The organism is Proteiniborus sp. (assembly GCF_040308045.1).
In the GTDB taxonomy this organism is placed as follows: Bacteria; Bacillota; Clostridia; order Tissierellales; family Proteiniboraceae; genus Proteiniborus.
The window spans coordinates 1-18,204 of the sequence record NZ_JAWRHZ010000068.1 but is presented as its reverse complement, the minus strand read 5'-3'; the positions used below and the strand labels follow the sequence as shown (position 1 = coordinate 18,204).

The 18,204-nt window shown below is 31.5% G+C and carries 10 protein-coding genes; 9 read left to right on the top strand and 1 reads right to left on the bottom strand.

Annotated elements, in window-relative coordinates; translation table 11 throughout:
• Positions 1-13 precede the first annotated feature (13 nt).
• From brxC to ABV008_RS16010, 9 genes are all read left to right on the top strand, one after another.
• The gene (gene brxC, locus ABV008_RS16050; RefSeq protein ID WP_352420858.1) at positions 14-3,595 is read left to right on the top strand and encodes a BREX system P-loop protein BrxC; all 3,582 of its coding nucleotides are present in this window, start codon (positions 14-16) and stop codon (positions 3,593-3,595) included.
• A gap of 17 nt (positions 3,596-3,612) precedes the next feature.
• The gene (gene pglX, locus ABV008_RS16045; RefSeq protein WP_352420857.1) at positions 3,613-7,275 is read left to right on the top strand and encodes a BREX-1 system adenine-specific DNA-methyltransferase PglX; all 3,663 of its coding nucleotides are present in this window, start codon (positions 3,613-3,615) and stop codon (positions 7,273-7,275) included.
• Positions 7,276-7,290: 15 nt separating this feature from the next.
• On the top strand, positions 7,291-8,328 hold the full coding sequence (locus ABV008_RS16040; RefSeq protein ID WP_352420856.1) for an AAA family ATPase: 1,038 nt from the start codon (positions 7,291-7,293) through the stop codon (positions 8,326-8,328).
• Entirely contained in the window at positions 8,328-9,059 is a 732-nt protein-coding gene (locus ABV008_RS16035) for a DUF3226 domain-containing protein (RefSeq protein WP_091728836.1), read from the top strand. The genes ABV008_RS16040 and ABV008_RS16035 overlap by 1 nt, the downstream gene beginning before the upstream one ends.
• Positions 9,060-9,075: 16 nt before the next feature.
• Complete coding sequence (gene pglZ / locus ABV008_RS16030) at positions 9,076-11,631, top strand: BREX-1 system phosphatase PglZ type A (protein WP_352420855.1); 2,556 nt, start codon at positions 9,076-9,078, stop codon at positions 11,629-11,631.
• A gap of 10 nt (positions 11,632-11,641) precedes the next feature.
• Positions 11,642-13,699, top strand: coding sequence for a protease Lon-related BREX system protein BrxL (gene brxL, locus ABV008_RS16025; RefSeq protein WP_352420854.1), 2,058 nt, complete (start codon positions 11,642-11,644; stop codon positions 13,697-13,699).
• Positions 13,700-13,724: 25 nt separating this feature from the next.
• A complete protein-coding gene (locus tag ABV008_RS16020; protein ID WP_352420853.1) occupies positions 13,725-15,818 on the top strand; it encodes a RecQ family ATP-dependent DNA helicase in 2,094 nt (697 codons plus the stop codon).
• Complete coding sequence (locus ABV008_RS16015; RefSeq protein ID WP_352420852.1) at positions 15,818-17,068, top strand: DNA-processing protein DprA; 1,251 nt, start codon at positions 15,818-15,820, stop codon at positions 17,066-17,068. Before ABV008_RS16020 ends, ABV008_RS16015 begins: the two co-directional genes overlap by 1 nt.
• Before the next feature lie 136 nt (positions 17,069-17,204).
• Positions 17,205-17,459, top strand: coding sequence for a hypothetical protein (locus ABV008_RS16010; protein ID WP_352420851.1), 255 nt, complete (start codon positions 17,205-17,207; stop codon positions 17,457-17,459).
• Positions 17,460-17,487: 28 nt separating this feature from the next.
• Here ABV008_RS16010 and ABV008_RS16005 read toward each other — a convergent pair whose 3' ends face one another.
• A complete protein-coding gene (locus ABV008_RS16005; RefSeq protein WP_352420850.1) occupies positions 17,488-17,670 on the bottom strand; it encodes a hypothetical protein in 183 nt (60 codons plus the stop codon).
• Between the last annotated feature and the right edge of the window lie 534 nt (positions 17,671-18,204).

The window sequence follows — 18,204 nt, the reverse complement described above, 5'->3', positions numbered from 1 at the left end:
AGGGGGAGATATTATGCAACTTAGGAAAATGTTTTATAAAGAGATTGATAGAGATATCAAAGGAGTTATTAAAATAGGACAAGATGATGAATCAAATGTCTATCAGGAGCTTGAAGAATATGTTGTAACTAGGGAATTGGCTAAACACTTTAGCGAATTCTTTGAAGCATATAAAAAAGGCATAAATAACTACACAGATAAAATGGGAGTATGGATATCAGGCTTCTTTGGAAGCGGTAAGTCTCACTTTTTAAAAATACTATCATATCTATTAGAAAATAAAGAGGTAAAGGGTCAAAATGCTATTCACTATTTCGATGATAAAATAGAGGATTCTATGGTGCTAGCTGACATAAAAATGGCAGGAGATACTAGTGCAGATGTGATTTTATTTAATATAGATTCCAAATCAGACTCTACTTCAAAAGCTAATAAAGATGCTATTGTTAAAGTTTTTATGAAAGTATTTAATGAAATGCAAGGCTTTTGTGCTGCACTTCCTTGGGTTGCAGAACTAGAGAGACAATTAGTAAAAGATGGTACATATGAAACTTTCAAAGCTAAATTTAAAGAACTATCAGGTAACACTTGGGAAGATTCAAGAGAAGACTTTTATTTTGAAGAAGATAATATAGTAAAAGCATTATCAGAAACAACAAAAATGAGTGAGGAAGCAGCTAGAAGCTGGTACAACAAAGCAGAACAAAACTACTCATTAAGTATAGAGAAGTTCGCTAACCTAGTTAAGGAATATATAGAATCAAAAGGAAACAATCATCATGTTGTTTTTCTAGCGGATGAAATAGGACAATACATAGGAGATGATGTAGGTCTAATGCTTAATCTCCAAACCGTAGTAGAGGACTTAGGTACCTACTGCGGAGGAAGAGCATGGGTCATTGTTACATCACAACAGGACATAGACTCTATTACTAAAGTAAAAGGCAACGACTTTTCAAAAATTCAAGGAAGATTTAACACTAGACTTATTCTATCCTCAGCAAATGTAGACGAAGTAATAAAGAAAAGAATTCTTCGCAAAACTGATGTTGCTAGAGATACATTAAAACTACTATATCAAGATAAAGAAGCTATCCTAAAAAATCTAATCACTTTTTCAGCTGATACACCAGAAATGAAGATTTACAAAACAGAAGAAGACTTTGTAAATGTATATCCATTTATACCATATCAATTTAATTTGCTTCAATCTGTATTTACAGGTATTAGGCTACATGGAGCTAGTGGTAAACACTTGTCAGAAGGAGAACGTTCATTACTTAGTGCATTCCAGGAATCGGCTATTATCTATGCAGATAGTGAAATAGGTACACTTATACCATTTGGGGCTTTCTATGAAACTGTAGAAGCATTTTTAGATTCAAATATTAGAACAGTCATAATAAAAGCCGAGGACAATGAACGTTTAACAAAAAAAGATGTAGAAGTCTTAAAGGTACTTTTTTTAATTAAATATGTAAAAGAAATGCCTTCAAATATAGAAAACATAGCCACTTTAATGGTTAGACATATTGACGATGACAAAATCGAACTAAAGAAACAAATTGAAGAATCTTTAAAGAGACTATTAAAAGAAACTTTAACCCAAAAAAATGGTGACGAATATATTTTCCTTACTCACGAAGAACAGGATGTAAACAAAGAAATTCAAAACATTCCTATCGATATGAGTGAAACTATATTGAAAATCGGAGAAGAAATCTTCGAGGGAATTTACGATGAAAAGAAATACAGATATAATTCCAGGTATCATTTTGACTTTAATAAGATAATAGACGACAGGTTATTATCACCTCAAAAGCACGAAATAGGATTAAAGATTATAACCCCATATTATGATACGGGTATAGAACTAACAGACCAAGAGCTTAAATTGATGTCTACAAGGGAAAACAATCTAATTGTAAAGCTGCCTATGGACACTACTTTCTTAGAGGAAATGGAAGAGGTATTAAAGATAAAAACCTACTTAATGAGAAAAGGTGGAGCTGCAGCTACTCCAGAAATAGAAGAAATTAAGATTAGAAAATCTAGGGAAGTAAAGGAAAGAGGAGGCAGAGTAAAATCATCACTTATTGAGGCAATAAAAGCAGCAGAGTTCTATGCTGACTCACAAAAACTAGACATTAGATCAAAGAATCCAGTAGAGAGAATAAATGAAGGATTTAAAGTACTTATAGAGAGCATGTACAATAAACTTAGTTACATCACAACATTTGTGGAAAGCAACAAAGATCTAAACGATATCATATTAGAAGATGACGTGCAGCTAAAAATAGCAGATGATATGCCAAACAAATTAGCAGTGGATGAGGTTGATGGTTTTATTGAGAGAAACACAGATAGAAATATTCCTATGACAATAAAGTCTATAGTTAGTCTATATTCAAAGGCTCCTTATGGATGGAAGGACTTAGATATAGTAGGCATAGTACTGAGACTATTTAAAGCTCAGGAAGTGAAACTACAACTTGGAAGTGAATATATCAATATATTTGATAAGGATTTAATCAATTATCTCACTAAAAGAGACTATCAGGATAGACTAGTAATTAAGAAAAGAACTAAAGTTCCCGCAAAATATATAAACAACGTAAAAAGCTTAGCTAAGGAAGTCTTTGATATTACAGCAATGCCAAATGATGAAGATGGCCTAATGGAAAGATTCAAAAAGCTATGCGAGCAAGAACTAAACATGAGAAGTATAGATACAAATGATTATGGAATATATTTTCTACTAGAGAATTATAAAAACAATATATACTATCCAGGAAAAGAGATATTAGAAAGAGGTCAAAAGCTATTTGAAGAAATATTAGCTCTAAGGGATAGCACTGAATTTTACGGAAAAGTATATGAGTTAAGAGATGAGCTATTAGAATATGAAGAAGAAGTATTCGAAGTAAAGAAGTTTTTCAAAAATCAAAGAGAGCAGTTTGACAATGCTGTTAAGCAGTTAGACATATACAAACATAATAGCACCTATGTAGTTGACAAAGAAACTATTAAGCTAATTGGTGAAATAGAAAGAATAGTTAAATCAAAAGAGCCATACTCTGAAATTCATAAATTACCTAATTTAATAGATCAATTTATAGATAAATTTACAGAGTTACTAGAAGAAGAATGTAAGCCAGTGAGAAATGTAATTAAAAGCGACTGTGAAAAGGTGTTAAATGAATTATCTATATATGAATTTAAGGATGAACTATACACTAAGTTTAAAGGTTTGTTCGATAATCTATTAAAACGCTTAGACAGTGCAAATAACTTCTATGAAGCAATTGCAATGAAGGAAGAATCAGATAGAATAAAGATTCGCTGCTTTGATGAAATAAACAGAGAAAAGCAGAGGAGAAAACCACCTGTAATAGAAAATGAACCACCAACAACTTCAGGTGAAGGAGAGACACCGCCATATGTAACTAAGAAAACTATACATGTAAGTATATCTAATATATTACATGGTGCAAAGGAAATCGAGACTGATAAAGATATAGAAGAAGTATTAGAGCAAATTCGCAAGAGTCTAAAAGAACAACTAACTGATAACACAAAACTAAAACTAATCTAAGGGCAGGAGGGTCATAGATGAACAAATCTGCTATAAAGAATTTTGCAGTAAGAGCAAGAAATAAACTCATAGAAGATATTACTCAAAAAGCATATGAACTAGGTATTACAAAAAATGAAATAAAGGATATAGAAACCTTTGAAGGTGGATTTCGAGTAAAAGGGATTGAAAATAGCAAAGTCTATAAAAAATATGAAATAAAACAAAGAGAAAAGCTAGTATCTAACATAAAGATAAAAGGATATGAACAAGTAATAGAAGAAGTAGCCTACACATGGTTTAATAGATTCATTGCACTCCGTTTTATGGAGGTCAATGAATACCTACCTACAGGAGTAAGAGTACTATCATCAGTGGAAGAAGGGAAAACAGAACCGGATATTATAAAAGAAGCGTTAAATGTAGACTTAGATTTAGATAAAGATATAGTATATAGGCTTATAGATTCTAATGATACACAGGATTTATATAAATATCTTTTAATAAAACAATGTAATGAACTAGGTAAAATTATGCCAATGGTATTTGAAGAAATATCCGACTATACAGAGCTTCTACTACCAGACAATTTATTAGGAGAAGGTTCCGTAATAAGGGATTTAGTAGAGTCTATAGAAGAAGATGATTATAAAGATCAAGTAGAGATTATAGGTTGGCTTTATCAATACTATATATCCGAAAAGAAAGATGAAGTATTTGCAGACTTAAGGAAAAACAAGAAGATTACAAAAGAAAACATACCAGCTGCAACTCAGCTATTTACTCCAAAGTGGATAGTAAAGTATATGGTAGAAAACTCACTAGGTAGACTTTGGCTAGAATCTCATCCAGATGAAGAGTTAAAGGCACAGTGGAAATATTACCTAGAAGAAGCAGAACAAGAGCCAGAGGTACAAAAGAAACTTGATGAACTTAAAGACCCTAACTTAAACCCAGAAAGTATAAAGGTACTAGACCCAGCTATGGGAAGTGGACATATTTTAGTCTATGCCTTTGACGTACTTTATGATATCTACCTAAAAGCAGGGTACTCAGAAAGAGATATACCACAGCTAATACTAGAGAAAAACCTATATGGACTAGATATAGACGATAGAGCAGGACAACTAGCAGCCTTTGCACTTATGATGAAGGCAAGAAGCAAGAATAGAAGAATATTTAGAAGAAAAGTAGAGTTAAATGTTTGTTCGATTCAGGAAAGTAATGGGATACCAAAGGAAACTATAGACTATTTAGTTAGCCCGAAAAATACTGCATTAGAGAAGCACATTCGCAAAGAGGATGTAGAATATTTAATAGAAATATTTACTGATGCTAAAGAATATGGCTCAATAATAGACGTCAAGAAAATAGATTTTGATGCAATAGAAAGAAGAATAGAAGAGATTAGAGATGGTGAAACATTAGATTTATTTGAGTTGCAGTATAAAGAAGTGATATTAGAAAAGCTACCACTCCTTGTTAATCAAGGTAGGATAATGAGTGAGAAGTATGATGTGGTGTGTACTAATCCTCCATATATGGGTTATAAGGGTATGAATACAAAAATATCTGACTATATAAAGAAAAATTTTCCTAGATCAAAATCTGACTTGTTTGCAGTATTTATGGAAACTTCTTATGTTAAAGCGAATGGATTAATGTCTATGATAAATCAGCATTCATGGATGTTTTTATCTAGTTTTGAGAATTTGAGAAGAGAAATTGTTAGCAAGAAAACTATTAATTCTATGCTTCATTTAGGAACTAAAGCCTTTGAAGAAATAGGAGGGGAAGTAGTTCAAAGTACAGCCTTTGTAAACAGAAATTGTGATATAGAAAACTATAAAAGTATTTATATCAGACTAATTAATTTTAATAATAGCGAGAAAAAACAAATTAAAACTTTAGAGGCAATTAATAATATTAAGGTAGATTATAGGTATATAATTAAAACGAATGATTATCATAAAATACCAGGATGTCCAATTGCATATTGGATTAGCGACAGTCTATTAATTACATTTAGTCAGAAAAGCTTAAGTAGATATGGATATATAGGAAAAGGGCTAGATACGTGTAATCAAGATAGATTTGAAAGGGGTTGGGTTGAGGTTAATTTTCAAAAAATAAGTTTAAATAATACAGACAATAAAAAGAACAACTTATTTAAATGGTATCCTTTTTCAAAAGGTGGAGGATATAGAAAATGGTATGGTAACTATTGGAATATTGTTAATTGGGAAAACGATGGTTATGAAATAAGAAACTATAGGAATGCAGATGGATCATTAAAATCAAGACCTCAAAATACTGACAAATATTTTATTAATTCTATTACATGGTCAAGTATTAGTTCATCAAACTTGGGTGCAAGAGTATTGGAAAAAGCAATATTTGGAAATGGTTCTGCTTTATTTCTATCTAATGACCATATTTTGAACAAAAATTATTTTCTAGCATTATTAAATTCAAAAGTAGCTATGTCATATTTATCTTTCTTTAGTCCAACTTTATCTTTTAATGCAGGAGATATAGCAAAAATTCCAGTGTTTTTTGTATCCGAAGCAATTAGAAAAATTATTGAAGAACTCGCAGCTGCAAATATCCATATAGCAGTCAACGACTGGAACTCCTTCGAAACCTCATGGGATTTCAAACGTCACCCTCTAATCAATGGAGAATGGAGAATTGAGAGTGGAGAATTAGGAAAAAAAGATAGAACTATAGAATCGGCTTTCAATATATGGAACGAATTTACAGAGGAACAATTTGCTCAACTTAAGGCAAACGAAGAAGAGCTTAATCGCATCTTCATAAATATATACGGACTACAAGACGAACTCACTCCAGAAGTAGAAGACAAAGACATAACCATAAGAAAAGCTGATAGAGAAAGAGATATCAAATCCTTCATCTCCTATGCAGTAGGATGTATGTTCGGTAGATACTCCTTAGATGAAGAAGGTCTAATCTATGCAGGTGGAGAGTTTGAAAAGAAATTGAGAATTGAGAATGGAGAATTGAGAATTAATACAAAAGAAGGGTGGAAGAAGTCATCTGTAGATGTAACTATGGACAATGTAATACCTATAGTAGATGACGATTATTTCGAAGATGATATAGTAAATAGATTTGTAGAGTTTGTAAAGATTACCTTTGGAGAGAAAACATTAGAGGAAAATCTAGACTATATAGCAGAAACATTAGGACAAAAAACTGGTGAAACTTCTAGACAGACCATAAGAAGATATTTCTTAAAAGATTTCTATAATGACCATGTAAAAACTTATCAAAAACGCCCTATTTACTGGCTATTTGACAGTGGGAAGCAAAATGGATTTAAAGCTCTTATATACATGCATCGCTATGATTCATCAACAGTAGCAAGGGTTAGAACAGATTATCTTCATAAACTACAAAAAATGTACGAAGCAGAAGTAAAGAGGCTAGATATACTCATAGAATCTAATCTATCACCAAGAGAAAAAGCAGCTGCAATGAAGAAAAAGGACGCTATAAATAAACAGATACAAGAATGTCTAGCTTACGACCAAGTAATAGCCCATGTTGCAAATCAGAAAATAGAAATTGACTTAGATGATGGAGTAAAAGTTAACTATGGAAAATTCCAAGAGGTTGAGGTTTCACAAGGGGAAGGAAAAAAACCATTAAAAGCTGATTTATTGGCTAAGATATAGTACGGGGGTGATTGAATGAGTTATATTAAGGAACTACATATTAAAAATTTTAGAGGAATTAGGGATTTGAAATTATCAGACCTAGGAGTAGTAAATGTTATAGTTGGTGAAAACAATGCTGGCAAGACATCTGTATTAGAGGCTATAGCCATTATAGAAAGACCTACTGAACTAGGCAATATTATTAGGGTTGGTGGATTGAGGGAAATATTGAACAATAAGAGCTCATATTATACAATTTTTAAAAATATGTTGAATGCTGATTCTAATAGTATAAATATCTCTGCAAATATAGAAGGACAAGAGTTTAATATAGATATAAATGGGGACAGGGTTCACATGTTGACAGAGGAAACATATTCTAAAGAAATTGAAAGATTTGAAGGTAAGATAATAGTTAATTATGGTGAGAAAAAAATAGTAGAGAATGTAACAATATCTCAAAAGGATAAAGAATTTGTATTGGATAATAAGCTTCAGACAGTTTCTATGGAGTATGTTACATCTATTGAACATTTGACTAATAATATCCCAAATGAAGTTATCAAAAAAGGAAAGAAAAAGGAGCTAGTAGATTTACTTAAGATATTTGATAAGAATATTGTAGGATTGGAAATGTTAGAGGAGAATGGAAAAACCATACCTTATTTACAACATAAAAAGTTCGGACTAATGCCATTGTCTACCTATGGTGAGGGAACAAAAAAAGTACTCCTGCTAGGTTCATCTATTATAAAGGCAGAGAATGGAGTTTTGTTAATAGATGAAGTTGAAACTGCAATTCATATAGATGCTTTAGTTGATATATTTAAATGGTTTATAAAGGCATGTAAAAGACATAAAGTTCAAGTTTTTATGACTACACATAGCATAGAGGTAATTGATTCTTTATTAGAAAGTCAAAATGATGTAGATAGACTGGAAGTGTTAAGAGATTTAATAAGGATAATAACAATCAGAAATAGTTTAGATGAAAAGAAAACAAAGGTCAGAAATATTGACGGATTAAAGGCATATGAGCTAAGAGAAGATTTTAATATGGAGTTGAGATGATGAAAAGTATATTATTATGTGAAGGCAAATCTGACGCTATATTAATTAGTTATTACCTTAATAAAACCAAAGGATGGGAGTTTAGCAATAAAAAAGATAAACGTAAAATTACTATTCCCGTAAGAAACCAAGAGAATGAAGAAGTAAAGTGGTATAGCCTGAATGACGATTTATTAGTTATCTGGGGTGTTGGGGGAAAAGATAATCTTCGTTATTCCATAAATGAAGTTTTAAAGAATATTAGATTTGAGAAAAGAGAAAGGGCATTCGATAAGATTGTGATATTAAGAGATAGAGATAATACAGAAGATATCGATAGTATCTTGCAGGAATTAAGTGAGTGCCTAGATGTGGTAAGGCTAGAAAATAATAACTGGAATGAAGTGGAATATATTAATGAATTTAATGATTTAATTAATGTGAAAATACTACCAATAATTATTCCTTTTAACAAACATGGAGCATTAGAGACATTTTTACTGGAGGCTATAACTGAAATGGGAGAAGAAGAAAGCCTTATAGTAAATAAAAGTAAAGAATTTATTTCGAATTTTAGATTAGCAAAATATTTGTTTAATGAAAGACTAAAACTAAAAGGTGAGTTAGCTGTTACTCTTGGAACAATGTTTCCTCAAAAAACCTTTACACCTATTGATTCTATGCTAAAAGATATTAACTGGGAAGAATATAGGACAATACAAGAAGGATTTAGAAAGCTAGAAGAAATATAAATAAGTAGGTGATGAAGTGAACTTAACAGAAATAAAAAAGATATTAGAAGAAAATTTAAATAAAGAACCATATGATGGAAAACGTAGAAATATAGTATTCTGGTATGACTCAGATGGAGAATTTACAGAAGAAATTAATGAGCTAGAACTTGAAAACGCTAAGATTTTGCACTTAACTGATAGAAACAGCTTTTATATAAAATATGTACTTGAAAAAGAGGACACAACTTCAAATTATCTGATTTATTCACCTAACCCTAAGCCATTACCAAGAGAAAATTGGCTATTAGACATTGAAAAATACAGTACACATTTTTCAACTGACAAGGCAACAGTCATAATGAGAAATCTAGGGGTGAAGGATGAAACCCTAAGAAATGTATTTAAGAAACATATAAAATTCTTTAATAACAAGGAAAGATATAAAAAGTTCTCCTCATATAATATTGAAAACTATACGGAGGAAAAGGTTGAGATTGGAGTTTTATCATCTCTTTGCAAACTGCCTATAATTGATTTTGAATTAGTAGTCAAAACCTTGCTTATAGAAAAAACAAAGGGTGAGGATAGATATTTAGAAGACATTAATAAGTTTGGAGATATAGATGTATTCTGGAGCTTGGTAGAGAAAAGATATGGATATCATCTAGAAGAAAGAAATCTTGAACAGTTAATGCTTATGTTCTTAATAACAAGCTTAAGCTATAATCTAGAGGCAAGAATACCAAGTACCTGGGAGAAATTCATTTCCTCAAAGAAAAGCGATGTCATTATATTTACTGATCATTTTATGAGTCATTCAGTAGACCATGAAATGTATGATGCTATGGCTAATAATATGGAGAAAAAGCTAAATATTAAAGAATATATCAAGAAATGGGACATAGAAGACTATATTAAATGTGATAACTTCAAAACTTTCGATGAAGAAATAATAATTAGACTAATTACAAATTTAGTTGAAAACACAGGGGAATATGAGAATTATAGAAAGATCATTAACAGAAGAAAAACTACTCATTGGTACAATAAATTAAGTAACGAGTATGAAATACTATACTACGGAATGGAAATTTTAAGACTAGAAAATGAATTACAGAAATCTATTAAAGGATCGACGGCATATGAATTAGTAGATAACTATACTAAAACCTATTATCTTTTCGACTATTTTTGTAGGAAATTCTATTTAGCCTATGACAGCATAGATAATAAAGACAGATTCTCTGAGCTTGCCTATGTAATTGAAAATACTTATACAAATTGGTACTTAGAGGAATTATCTATGAAGTGGTCCCAAATTATTGAAAATGAACTTATTAATGATATAAGAATTAGTGGACTAACAAAACAACAGGACTTTTATTCCCAATATGTTTCACCATATATACGAAATGAGGAAAGAGTATTTATAATCATATCGGATGCATTTAGATATGAAGCTGCTGTGGAATTTAGCGATATATTAAATAGAGATAGACGAGGTAAGGCTGAGCTTTCATTTATGCAGGGAGTCATACCTTCTTATACAAAACTAGGGATGGCGACACTACTTCCACATAAGAAAATAGAGATTAATGAAAAATCAGAGGTCATAGTAGATGGCTTAAGTTCATCTGGAACAGAAAACAGGCAAAAAATACTTTTAAACTACTCACCAGATGTAGTAGCTATACAATATAGCCATATTAAAGATATGAATAGAGCAGAATACAAGGAAGTCTTTGATGGAAAGAAGCTAATCTATATCTATCACAATGCTATTGATGCCATTGGGGACAAGGCTTCTACAGAAAGAGATGTATTTACAGCGGTTGAAAAAACATTTGATGATTTAAATAACTTAATCAAGAATTTAGTGAACAACGTAAGTGCTACAAATATTTACATTACAGCAGACCATGGATTTATCTACAGAAGGTCATCATTACAGGAATATAACAAAATAGGAAAAGCTGATGTAAAGGCAATAGATGAGGGAAGAAGATTTATTCTTTCTGAAGACAAGATTGAAGAGCAGGGACTGTTAACTATTCCTATGAAGTATTTACTTGGAGAAGAATCAAAATTAAATGCAATTATTCCAAAGGGTGTTATTAGATTTAAAGTACAAGGTGCTGGTGAGAATTATGTTCATGGTGGAGGTGCTCTTCAGGAAATAATCATCCCTGTCATTAAGTTTAAAAATATCAGAAAAGATGAATTCAAATCATCTAAGGTAGAAGTAAAGCTTACTAATATATCGAGAAAGATTACAAATAGGATTACATACCTAGAATTCTTCCAAACAGAAAAGGTAGAGGAAAAGAAAACACCTATTAGGTTGAAACTTTACTTTGTAGATGAGGAAGATAACAGAATTTCTAATGAAAATATTATTATTGCTGACAGTAGGTCATCAAAACCTCAAGAACGTTCATTTAGGGAGAAATTCACATTAAAGGATCAAGCTTATGATAAGGGTAAAAAATATTACTTAGTTATGGAAGATGAGGATGAAACAGTAGAAAAAGTCTACGACAAAGTACCATTTATGATTGATTTAGCAATTATAAATGACTTTGGATTTTAATAGTAGGTAGGTGAGCTACGTGGAAATCATAGATAAGGAAACAAGCTTAAATGAAAAATTAAATGAACATTTTGCTGGCAGAGTAGTGAGAAAGGACTTAACTAAAAAAATAAAAGAAGGTGCTAATGTACCAGTATATGTACTAGAGTACCTTCTAGGAATGTATTGTGCTACAGATGATGAGGATAGCATAAATGAAGGAGTGGAACGGGTTAAAAAGATACTCTCTGATAATTTTGTTCGACCAGATGAAGCAGAAATGGTAAAGTCAAAGATAAGAGAATTAGGACAATACACAGTAATTGATAAAATAACGGTAAAACTTAATGAAAAGAAAGATATTTATGAAGCTGAGTTCTCTAATTTAGGCTTAAAAGGAGTGCAAATAGCTTCTCATTACGTGAAAGAGTATGAAAAGCTATTAGCAGGTGGTATCTGGTGCATATTAAAAATGAATTACTATTATGATGAAGAAATTAGAGATGTAAGTCCTTTTAATATTGGAAATTTAACACCTATTCAAATGCCTAACTTAGATATGGAAGAAATATTTAGTGGAAGACAGTACTTCACAAAAGAGGAATGGATAGATGTATTACTAAGGTCAATTGGTATGGAACCGACTCAGCTTGAAAACAATGTTAAATGGCATCTGTTGGCTAGAATGATTCCACTAGTTGAAAATAACTATAATTTATGTGAGCTAGGACCAAGAGGTACAGGTAAATCACATATATACAAAGAGATATCTCCAAACTCAATCCTAGTTTCTGGTGGACAAACTACAGTTGCAAATTTATTTTACAATATGGCTAGCAAGAAAGTAGGACTTGTAGGACTATGGGATGTAGTGGCCTTTGATGAAGTTGCAGGAATTTCATTTAAGGATAAGGATGGAGTTCAAATAATGAAGGATTACATGGCTTCTGGTTCCTTTGCAAGAGGTAGAGAAGAAAAAGCAGCTTCAGCGTCTATGGTTTTTGTTGGTAATATAAACCAAAGTGTTGATGTACTTTTAAAAACTTCTCACTTGTTTGAACCATTTCCTGAAGCTATGGCATATGACTCTGCTTTCTTTGATCGTATGCACTATTATGTTCCAGGCTGGGAAATTCCAAAGTATAGGCCAGAATACTTCACTAACGAATATGGTTTCATTACAGATTACATATCAGAATTTTTTAGGGAAATGAGAAAGAGATCTTTTTCAGATGCTATAGACAGGTATTATAACTTCGGAAGTAACCTTAATCAAAGAGATGTAATCGCTGTAAGAAAAACTGTTTCAGGACTTGTTAAATTATTGTATCCTAATGGAGAATACACTAAAGATGATATTGAAGAGATATTAAGATATGCATTAGTTGGAAGAAGAAGAGTAAAAGAGCAGTTAAAGAAAATTGGTGGAATGGAATTTTATGATGTACGTTTTTCCTATATAGATAAAGAGACATTTACTGAAGAATTTGTATCAGTACCTGAACAGGGTGGAGGAAAGCTTATTCCAGAAGGGATGGGTAAGCCAGGACATATATATGTAGTAGGACATGGAGAAACTGGTATGATTGGTGTCTTCAAAATAGAAACTGAAGTAGTACCTGGTTCAGGCAAGTTTGAAAGAAGTGGATTAGGTTCTAACAGAGAAGCAAAAGAAAGTATTAATACAGCATTTAACTATTTTAAAGCAAATAAGAAGAATATCAGTGGAACCATTTCAGTACAAAACTTCGATTATCTAATGCATATTCAAGACTTACAGGGAATAGGCGTAACTTCTGAGCTATCTTTAGCAGCTTTTATAGCAATGTGTTCTGGTGCATTAAAGAAGCCAGTTCAAAGTCAAATGGTAGTTCTAGGCTCTATGAGCATAGGTGGTACTATTACAAAAGTAGAAGAACTAGCAAGCACACTACAGGTATGCCTCGATGCAGGAGCAAAAAAGATACTTCTTCCAATGGCATCAGCAGCTGATATAGGGACAGTACCTCCAGAACTATTCTCGAAATTTCAAATATCATTTTATCAGAATGTAGAGGATGCAGTGTTTAAGGCGTTAGGAGTAGAGTGATATTTTAAAAACAGGGGGAGATTTTTTGAAAGGAAAAGCTTTGTATTTGCTTAAAAAGGCGGTAGGAGAAAATGCAGAGTTTAGGGAAGACCAATGGGAAGCTATAGAATCTTTATTGTATGGAAAAAGGACTTTAGTAGTGGAAAAGACAGGATGGGGGAAAAGTATTGTCTATTTTATAGCTACAAAACTACTTAGAGAACAGGGGAAAGGTATAACTATATTAATCAGTCCACTACTATCATTAATGCGTAATCAAATAGAAGCTGCAGAAAAGATTGGATTAAAGGCATTAACTATAAATAGTAATAATCGTGATGATTGGTCACAAATAGAGTTTGCAATACTAAGAGGAAATTGTGATATACTTCTTATATCGCCAGAACGTTTAGCTAATGATGATTTTAGAAATAATATTTTGAATGCTATTACTATTGATAGAGGTATTGGTATGTTAGTAATAGATGAAGCTCATTGCATATCAGATTGGGGGCATGATTTTAGACCAGATTATAGAAGGATAATAAGAATAGTAAGAAACTTGCCGTCCAATGTTCCACTACTAGCAACTACAGCAACTGCAAATAATAGAGTTGTTAATGATATTAAGGAACAATTAGGAGAAAATCTTATTATTATTAGAGGACCGCTTATGAGGGAGTCATTAAAAATACAAGTAATTAAGCTAGAGGATCAAGCAGAAAGACTTGCTTGGCTTTATGAAAATATTAATAAAATCCCAGGTTCAGGTATTATATATTGTCTTACTAAAAGTGATTGCAATAGAGTAGCACAGTGGCTTAGATTAAAAGGTATAAACGTACTGGAATATCACACTTCTTTATCTTCGGATAGGGAGGAGCAGATTAGATTGGAAAAAGAAAGAGAAGATTTGTTGATGAACAATAATGTTAAGGCTTTAGCTGCCACTATAAAGATGGGAATGGGATATGATAAACCAGATTTAGGGTTTGTAATTCATTATCAAAGACCAGGCTCTTTAGTAGCATATTATCAACAAATAGGACGTGCTGGTCGTAAGCTTCATACTGCTTATACAATATTATTGAATGGAGCAGAAGATGATGATATTCAACATTATTTCATTGAATCAGCTTTCCCTAGCCAGTATGAAATGAAGAATGTCTTAAGAATTATTGAAGATTCATATATGGGAGTTAATAAAAATCAAATATATAAGTCGTTAAATATGAGTAGCGGACGAATTGATAATTGCTTAAAAATGCTTGAAATCGACATGGTTATTACAAAAGATAAGGGCAAGTATTATAGGACTCCTATGATATGGATACCAGATCATGAAAGAAGTCGTAGAGTAACGGAGCAAAGATATGATGAATTACAGAAAATGAAAGACTTTGTTGACTATAAAGATTGTTATATGGAGTTTATATCAAAGGAATTAGATGATCCAATTAAAAGAAAATGCAATAGGTGTAGCAACTGTGAAGGAAAGAATTTTTTCAAAGATAAAGTTGAAAGGGAAAATATATTAGGGGCAATAGAATTTCTTAAAAGGGATTATTTAATAATAGAGCCAAGGAAACAATGGCCTGCTGGTATTATTGCAGAAACAAGAAAAGCAATACCTAAAGAATATCAAAATGAAATAGGTAGGGTGTTATGTAATTATGGTGATGCTGGATGGGGAAAATATGTGAAGAAAGATAAATATGTACATGGACATTTTAGAGATGAATTAGTAGATGCAACAGTGGATTTAATTATTAATTCCTGGGAAATGATAAATAAACCTACTTGGGTTACTTCTATTCCTTCCCTAAGAAGACCAGAGTTAGTAAAGAACTTTGCTATGAGGGTTGCTAATAAGTTAAGTATTCCCTATATAGAAGGAATTATAAAAATTATTGAAACAGATGAACAAAAAAACATGAAGAATTCATACCAGCAAGCTAGAAATGCTATTAAAGGGTTCCAAGTAGTTAAAGTACTCAAAGATGAACCAGTCTTATTAATAGATGATATGGTTGATTCCAAATGGACATTAACTATATGTGGTGAGATGTTGAGAAAATCAGGTTCTGGTGTGGTATATCCATTTGCAATTGCATCTACTGCTGAAGGAGGATTAAATTAATGTTTCAATTAAATCAAGATAGTTTAGCCACGATTTTATTATGTTCTGATTTAGGTTTAAATGCAGATATGAAAAAAATATATAAACCTTATACAACATCCCAATGGAATAAATTGGTAGAAAAAATCGTGAATTCTTCTATCCAAAAACCATCTAATCTTTTAAATATAGAGAAAGAAGAGTTAAAAGAAGAACTATTTTTAAAGGAGGATGAAAGTAATCGTATAGATTTTCTTTTAAAACGTGGCGGTAACATAGCAATAGAAATAGAAAGATTGGAAAGCTCAGGTATTTATATAACTACAAGAGCTGAAAAAAATTATCCATATAGACTAAAAAAGATTCTAAAAAATTATTCTCCACCGATAATTTATTATAGTGGAAATTTGGATTTAACTAACAAAAAATCAATAGCAATAGTAGGTTCTAGAGATGTTGATAGTGAGGGTACTTTGTTTACAAAGAAATTTGTAAGTAAGTGTGCAAAAGAAGGCTATGTTATTGTTTCGGGAGGAGCAAAAGGAGTTGACACTATTGCTGAAAACACTTCTATTGAAGAAAATGGATATGCAATATCGATTGTACCAAACAATTTAAACAAAAAAATTAAAGAAAAAAGTGTTAGGAATTCAATTTTAGAAGGCAGACTTTTGGCATTATCTATAGCTAATCCAAATGCAAATTTTACTGTATATGCTGCTATGGATAGAAATAAATATATCTATGGTTTATCACAATGGGCAGTTGTAGTTTCTTCAAGTGATAGCAAAGGCGGAACATGGACTGGAGCAGTAGATAATTTAAAGAAAAAGTGGGTGCCTCTTTATGTTCGGGATGGCGAAAAAATACCAACAGGTAATAAAAAACTTATTGAATTAGGTGGTAATCCAATTAGTTTAGACATAATTGAAGATAGCAATGTTTCGTTTAGAGAATTTTTCGAGAACAATATAGAGAACAGTCATAGACATGAGAAAGCTCAACAAATTGATATATATAGCTTGTATAAAAAAAGCAAAGAAGAAGTAACTCAAGTAATGGAAGACTCAAATAATGAATCCTTAGATGTTTATGATTTAGTTTTACCAAATATTAAGAAAGCTCTTGTAGAACCTAAAAATCAGAAAGAACTGAGTGAGATTTTAAATGTTAACAGTAAACAGATTAGCACATGGTTAAAGCGTGCTTTGGAAGATAATGAAATATTAAAATTGACTAATCCCGCAAGATATACTTTAAAAGGTGATTAATAATCAACATATGTTTGGTTATTGAGAAGGCACACAGGGACATGAAGGGATAACTTAACAATTTTTCTCCCCTAGTACAAGTTTTATTTCACACATATTCCCCATATAATAAATTATAATGGGGAGGGGTTCGTTTATGTCTAGGCGTACTATGCTTATAACTATAGGTTTTTTATGTATACTTGCAGTTCTTCTCATAGGAGACTTTATAATAACAAATACAGGTACTTATAGAATCAGAAATATAGGCAAAAAGCTTGTGGAAATATATAGCTTTGAAGAGGATTTAAAGAATAGAAATCTATCAATTTCATTGTTTTTAATTGATACAGATAAAAATGAAATCGTAAAAAAGTATGTAGTGGCTACAGGACTCGGTGGATGGGGCTAGATGTACCATGGGCTACATGCCGACAAGTTTAAATTATTATTGAAATCAACACAGGGAGAGTGTGTACCCAAATAACTACCTGTCTATAGAATATCGGAGGATGCAACACAGTATCCACTTCTCTTACTAGTATTATTATTATTATTTTCAGAAGTTCATCTAAGGTTTTTGTATCAGGTTTGTTAGAAAAAGAACGTGTTAATTTATTCATATGGGATCACCTATAGTTATTATATGTGGGTTTGTACAAATTTATTACAATGAAGATATAAACGAAGAAACTCTAGCAGTAGAATCTACTTTTGAAATTTTTTTGGCAGAATAAAGCAAAAAATAGAAAGGGACTTGTAAAAATATATAAACAATGCTATAACTTACACAAGCACTAGCAATAGTGATTAACTTTGGTAACTGCATAGCAAAATAGATGCCTATTTTGTTGTGCGGAAATTAAGATTAGTCAGTGTTGCTAGTGCTTTTTTGTATACAAAAATAAGGAGGAAAAAAATTAGAGCCTATTTTGTTCCGAAAGAGCACATTGAATTAGATCTTCATGGAATGACAGTTGAGGAAGCTAAAAGATATTTAGAATTGAGTATAGTATTATTAATGCTAAAATAAGAATTAACAAGATTGCAAATATAATACTTAACAGAATTGCAAAGAAAGTGATATAATTACTTCCGACTTAAGGAGGTAATTGACATGATAGAAATAATAAAAGCAGAATTAAGCATTTTGAGGT

Excerpts from the sequence above, each read along its gene's own strand:
- ABV008_RS16035 (WP_091728836.1), top strand. The coding sequence starts at position 8,328 with ATGAAAAGTATATTATTATGTGAAGGCAAATCTGACGCTATATTAATT.
- ABV008_RS16010 (WP_352420851.1), top strand. The coding sequence starts at position 17,205 with ATGTCTAGGCGTACTATGCTTATAACTATAGGTTTTTTATGTATACTT.
- ABV008_RS16015 (WP_352420852.1), top strand. The coding sequence starts at position 15,818 with ATGTTTCAATTAAATCAAGATAGTTTAGCCACGATTTTATTATGTTCT.
- pglX (WP_352420857.1), top strand. The coding sequence starts at position 3,613 with ATGAACAAATCTGCTATAAAGAATTTTGCAGTAAGAGCAAGAAATAAA.
- brxC (WP_352420858.1), top strand. The coding sequence starts at position 14 with ATGCAACTTAGGAAAATGTTTTATAAAGAGATTGATAGAGATATCAAA.
- ABV008_RS16040 (WP_352420856.1), top strand. The coding sequence starts at position 7,291 with ATGAGTTATATTAAGGAACTACATATTAAAAATTTTAGAGGAATTAGG.
- ABV008_RS16005 (WP_352420850.1), bottom strand. The coding sequence starts at position 17,670 with ATGAATAAATTAACACGTTCTTTTTCTAACAAACCTGATACAAAAACC.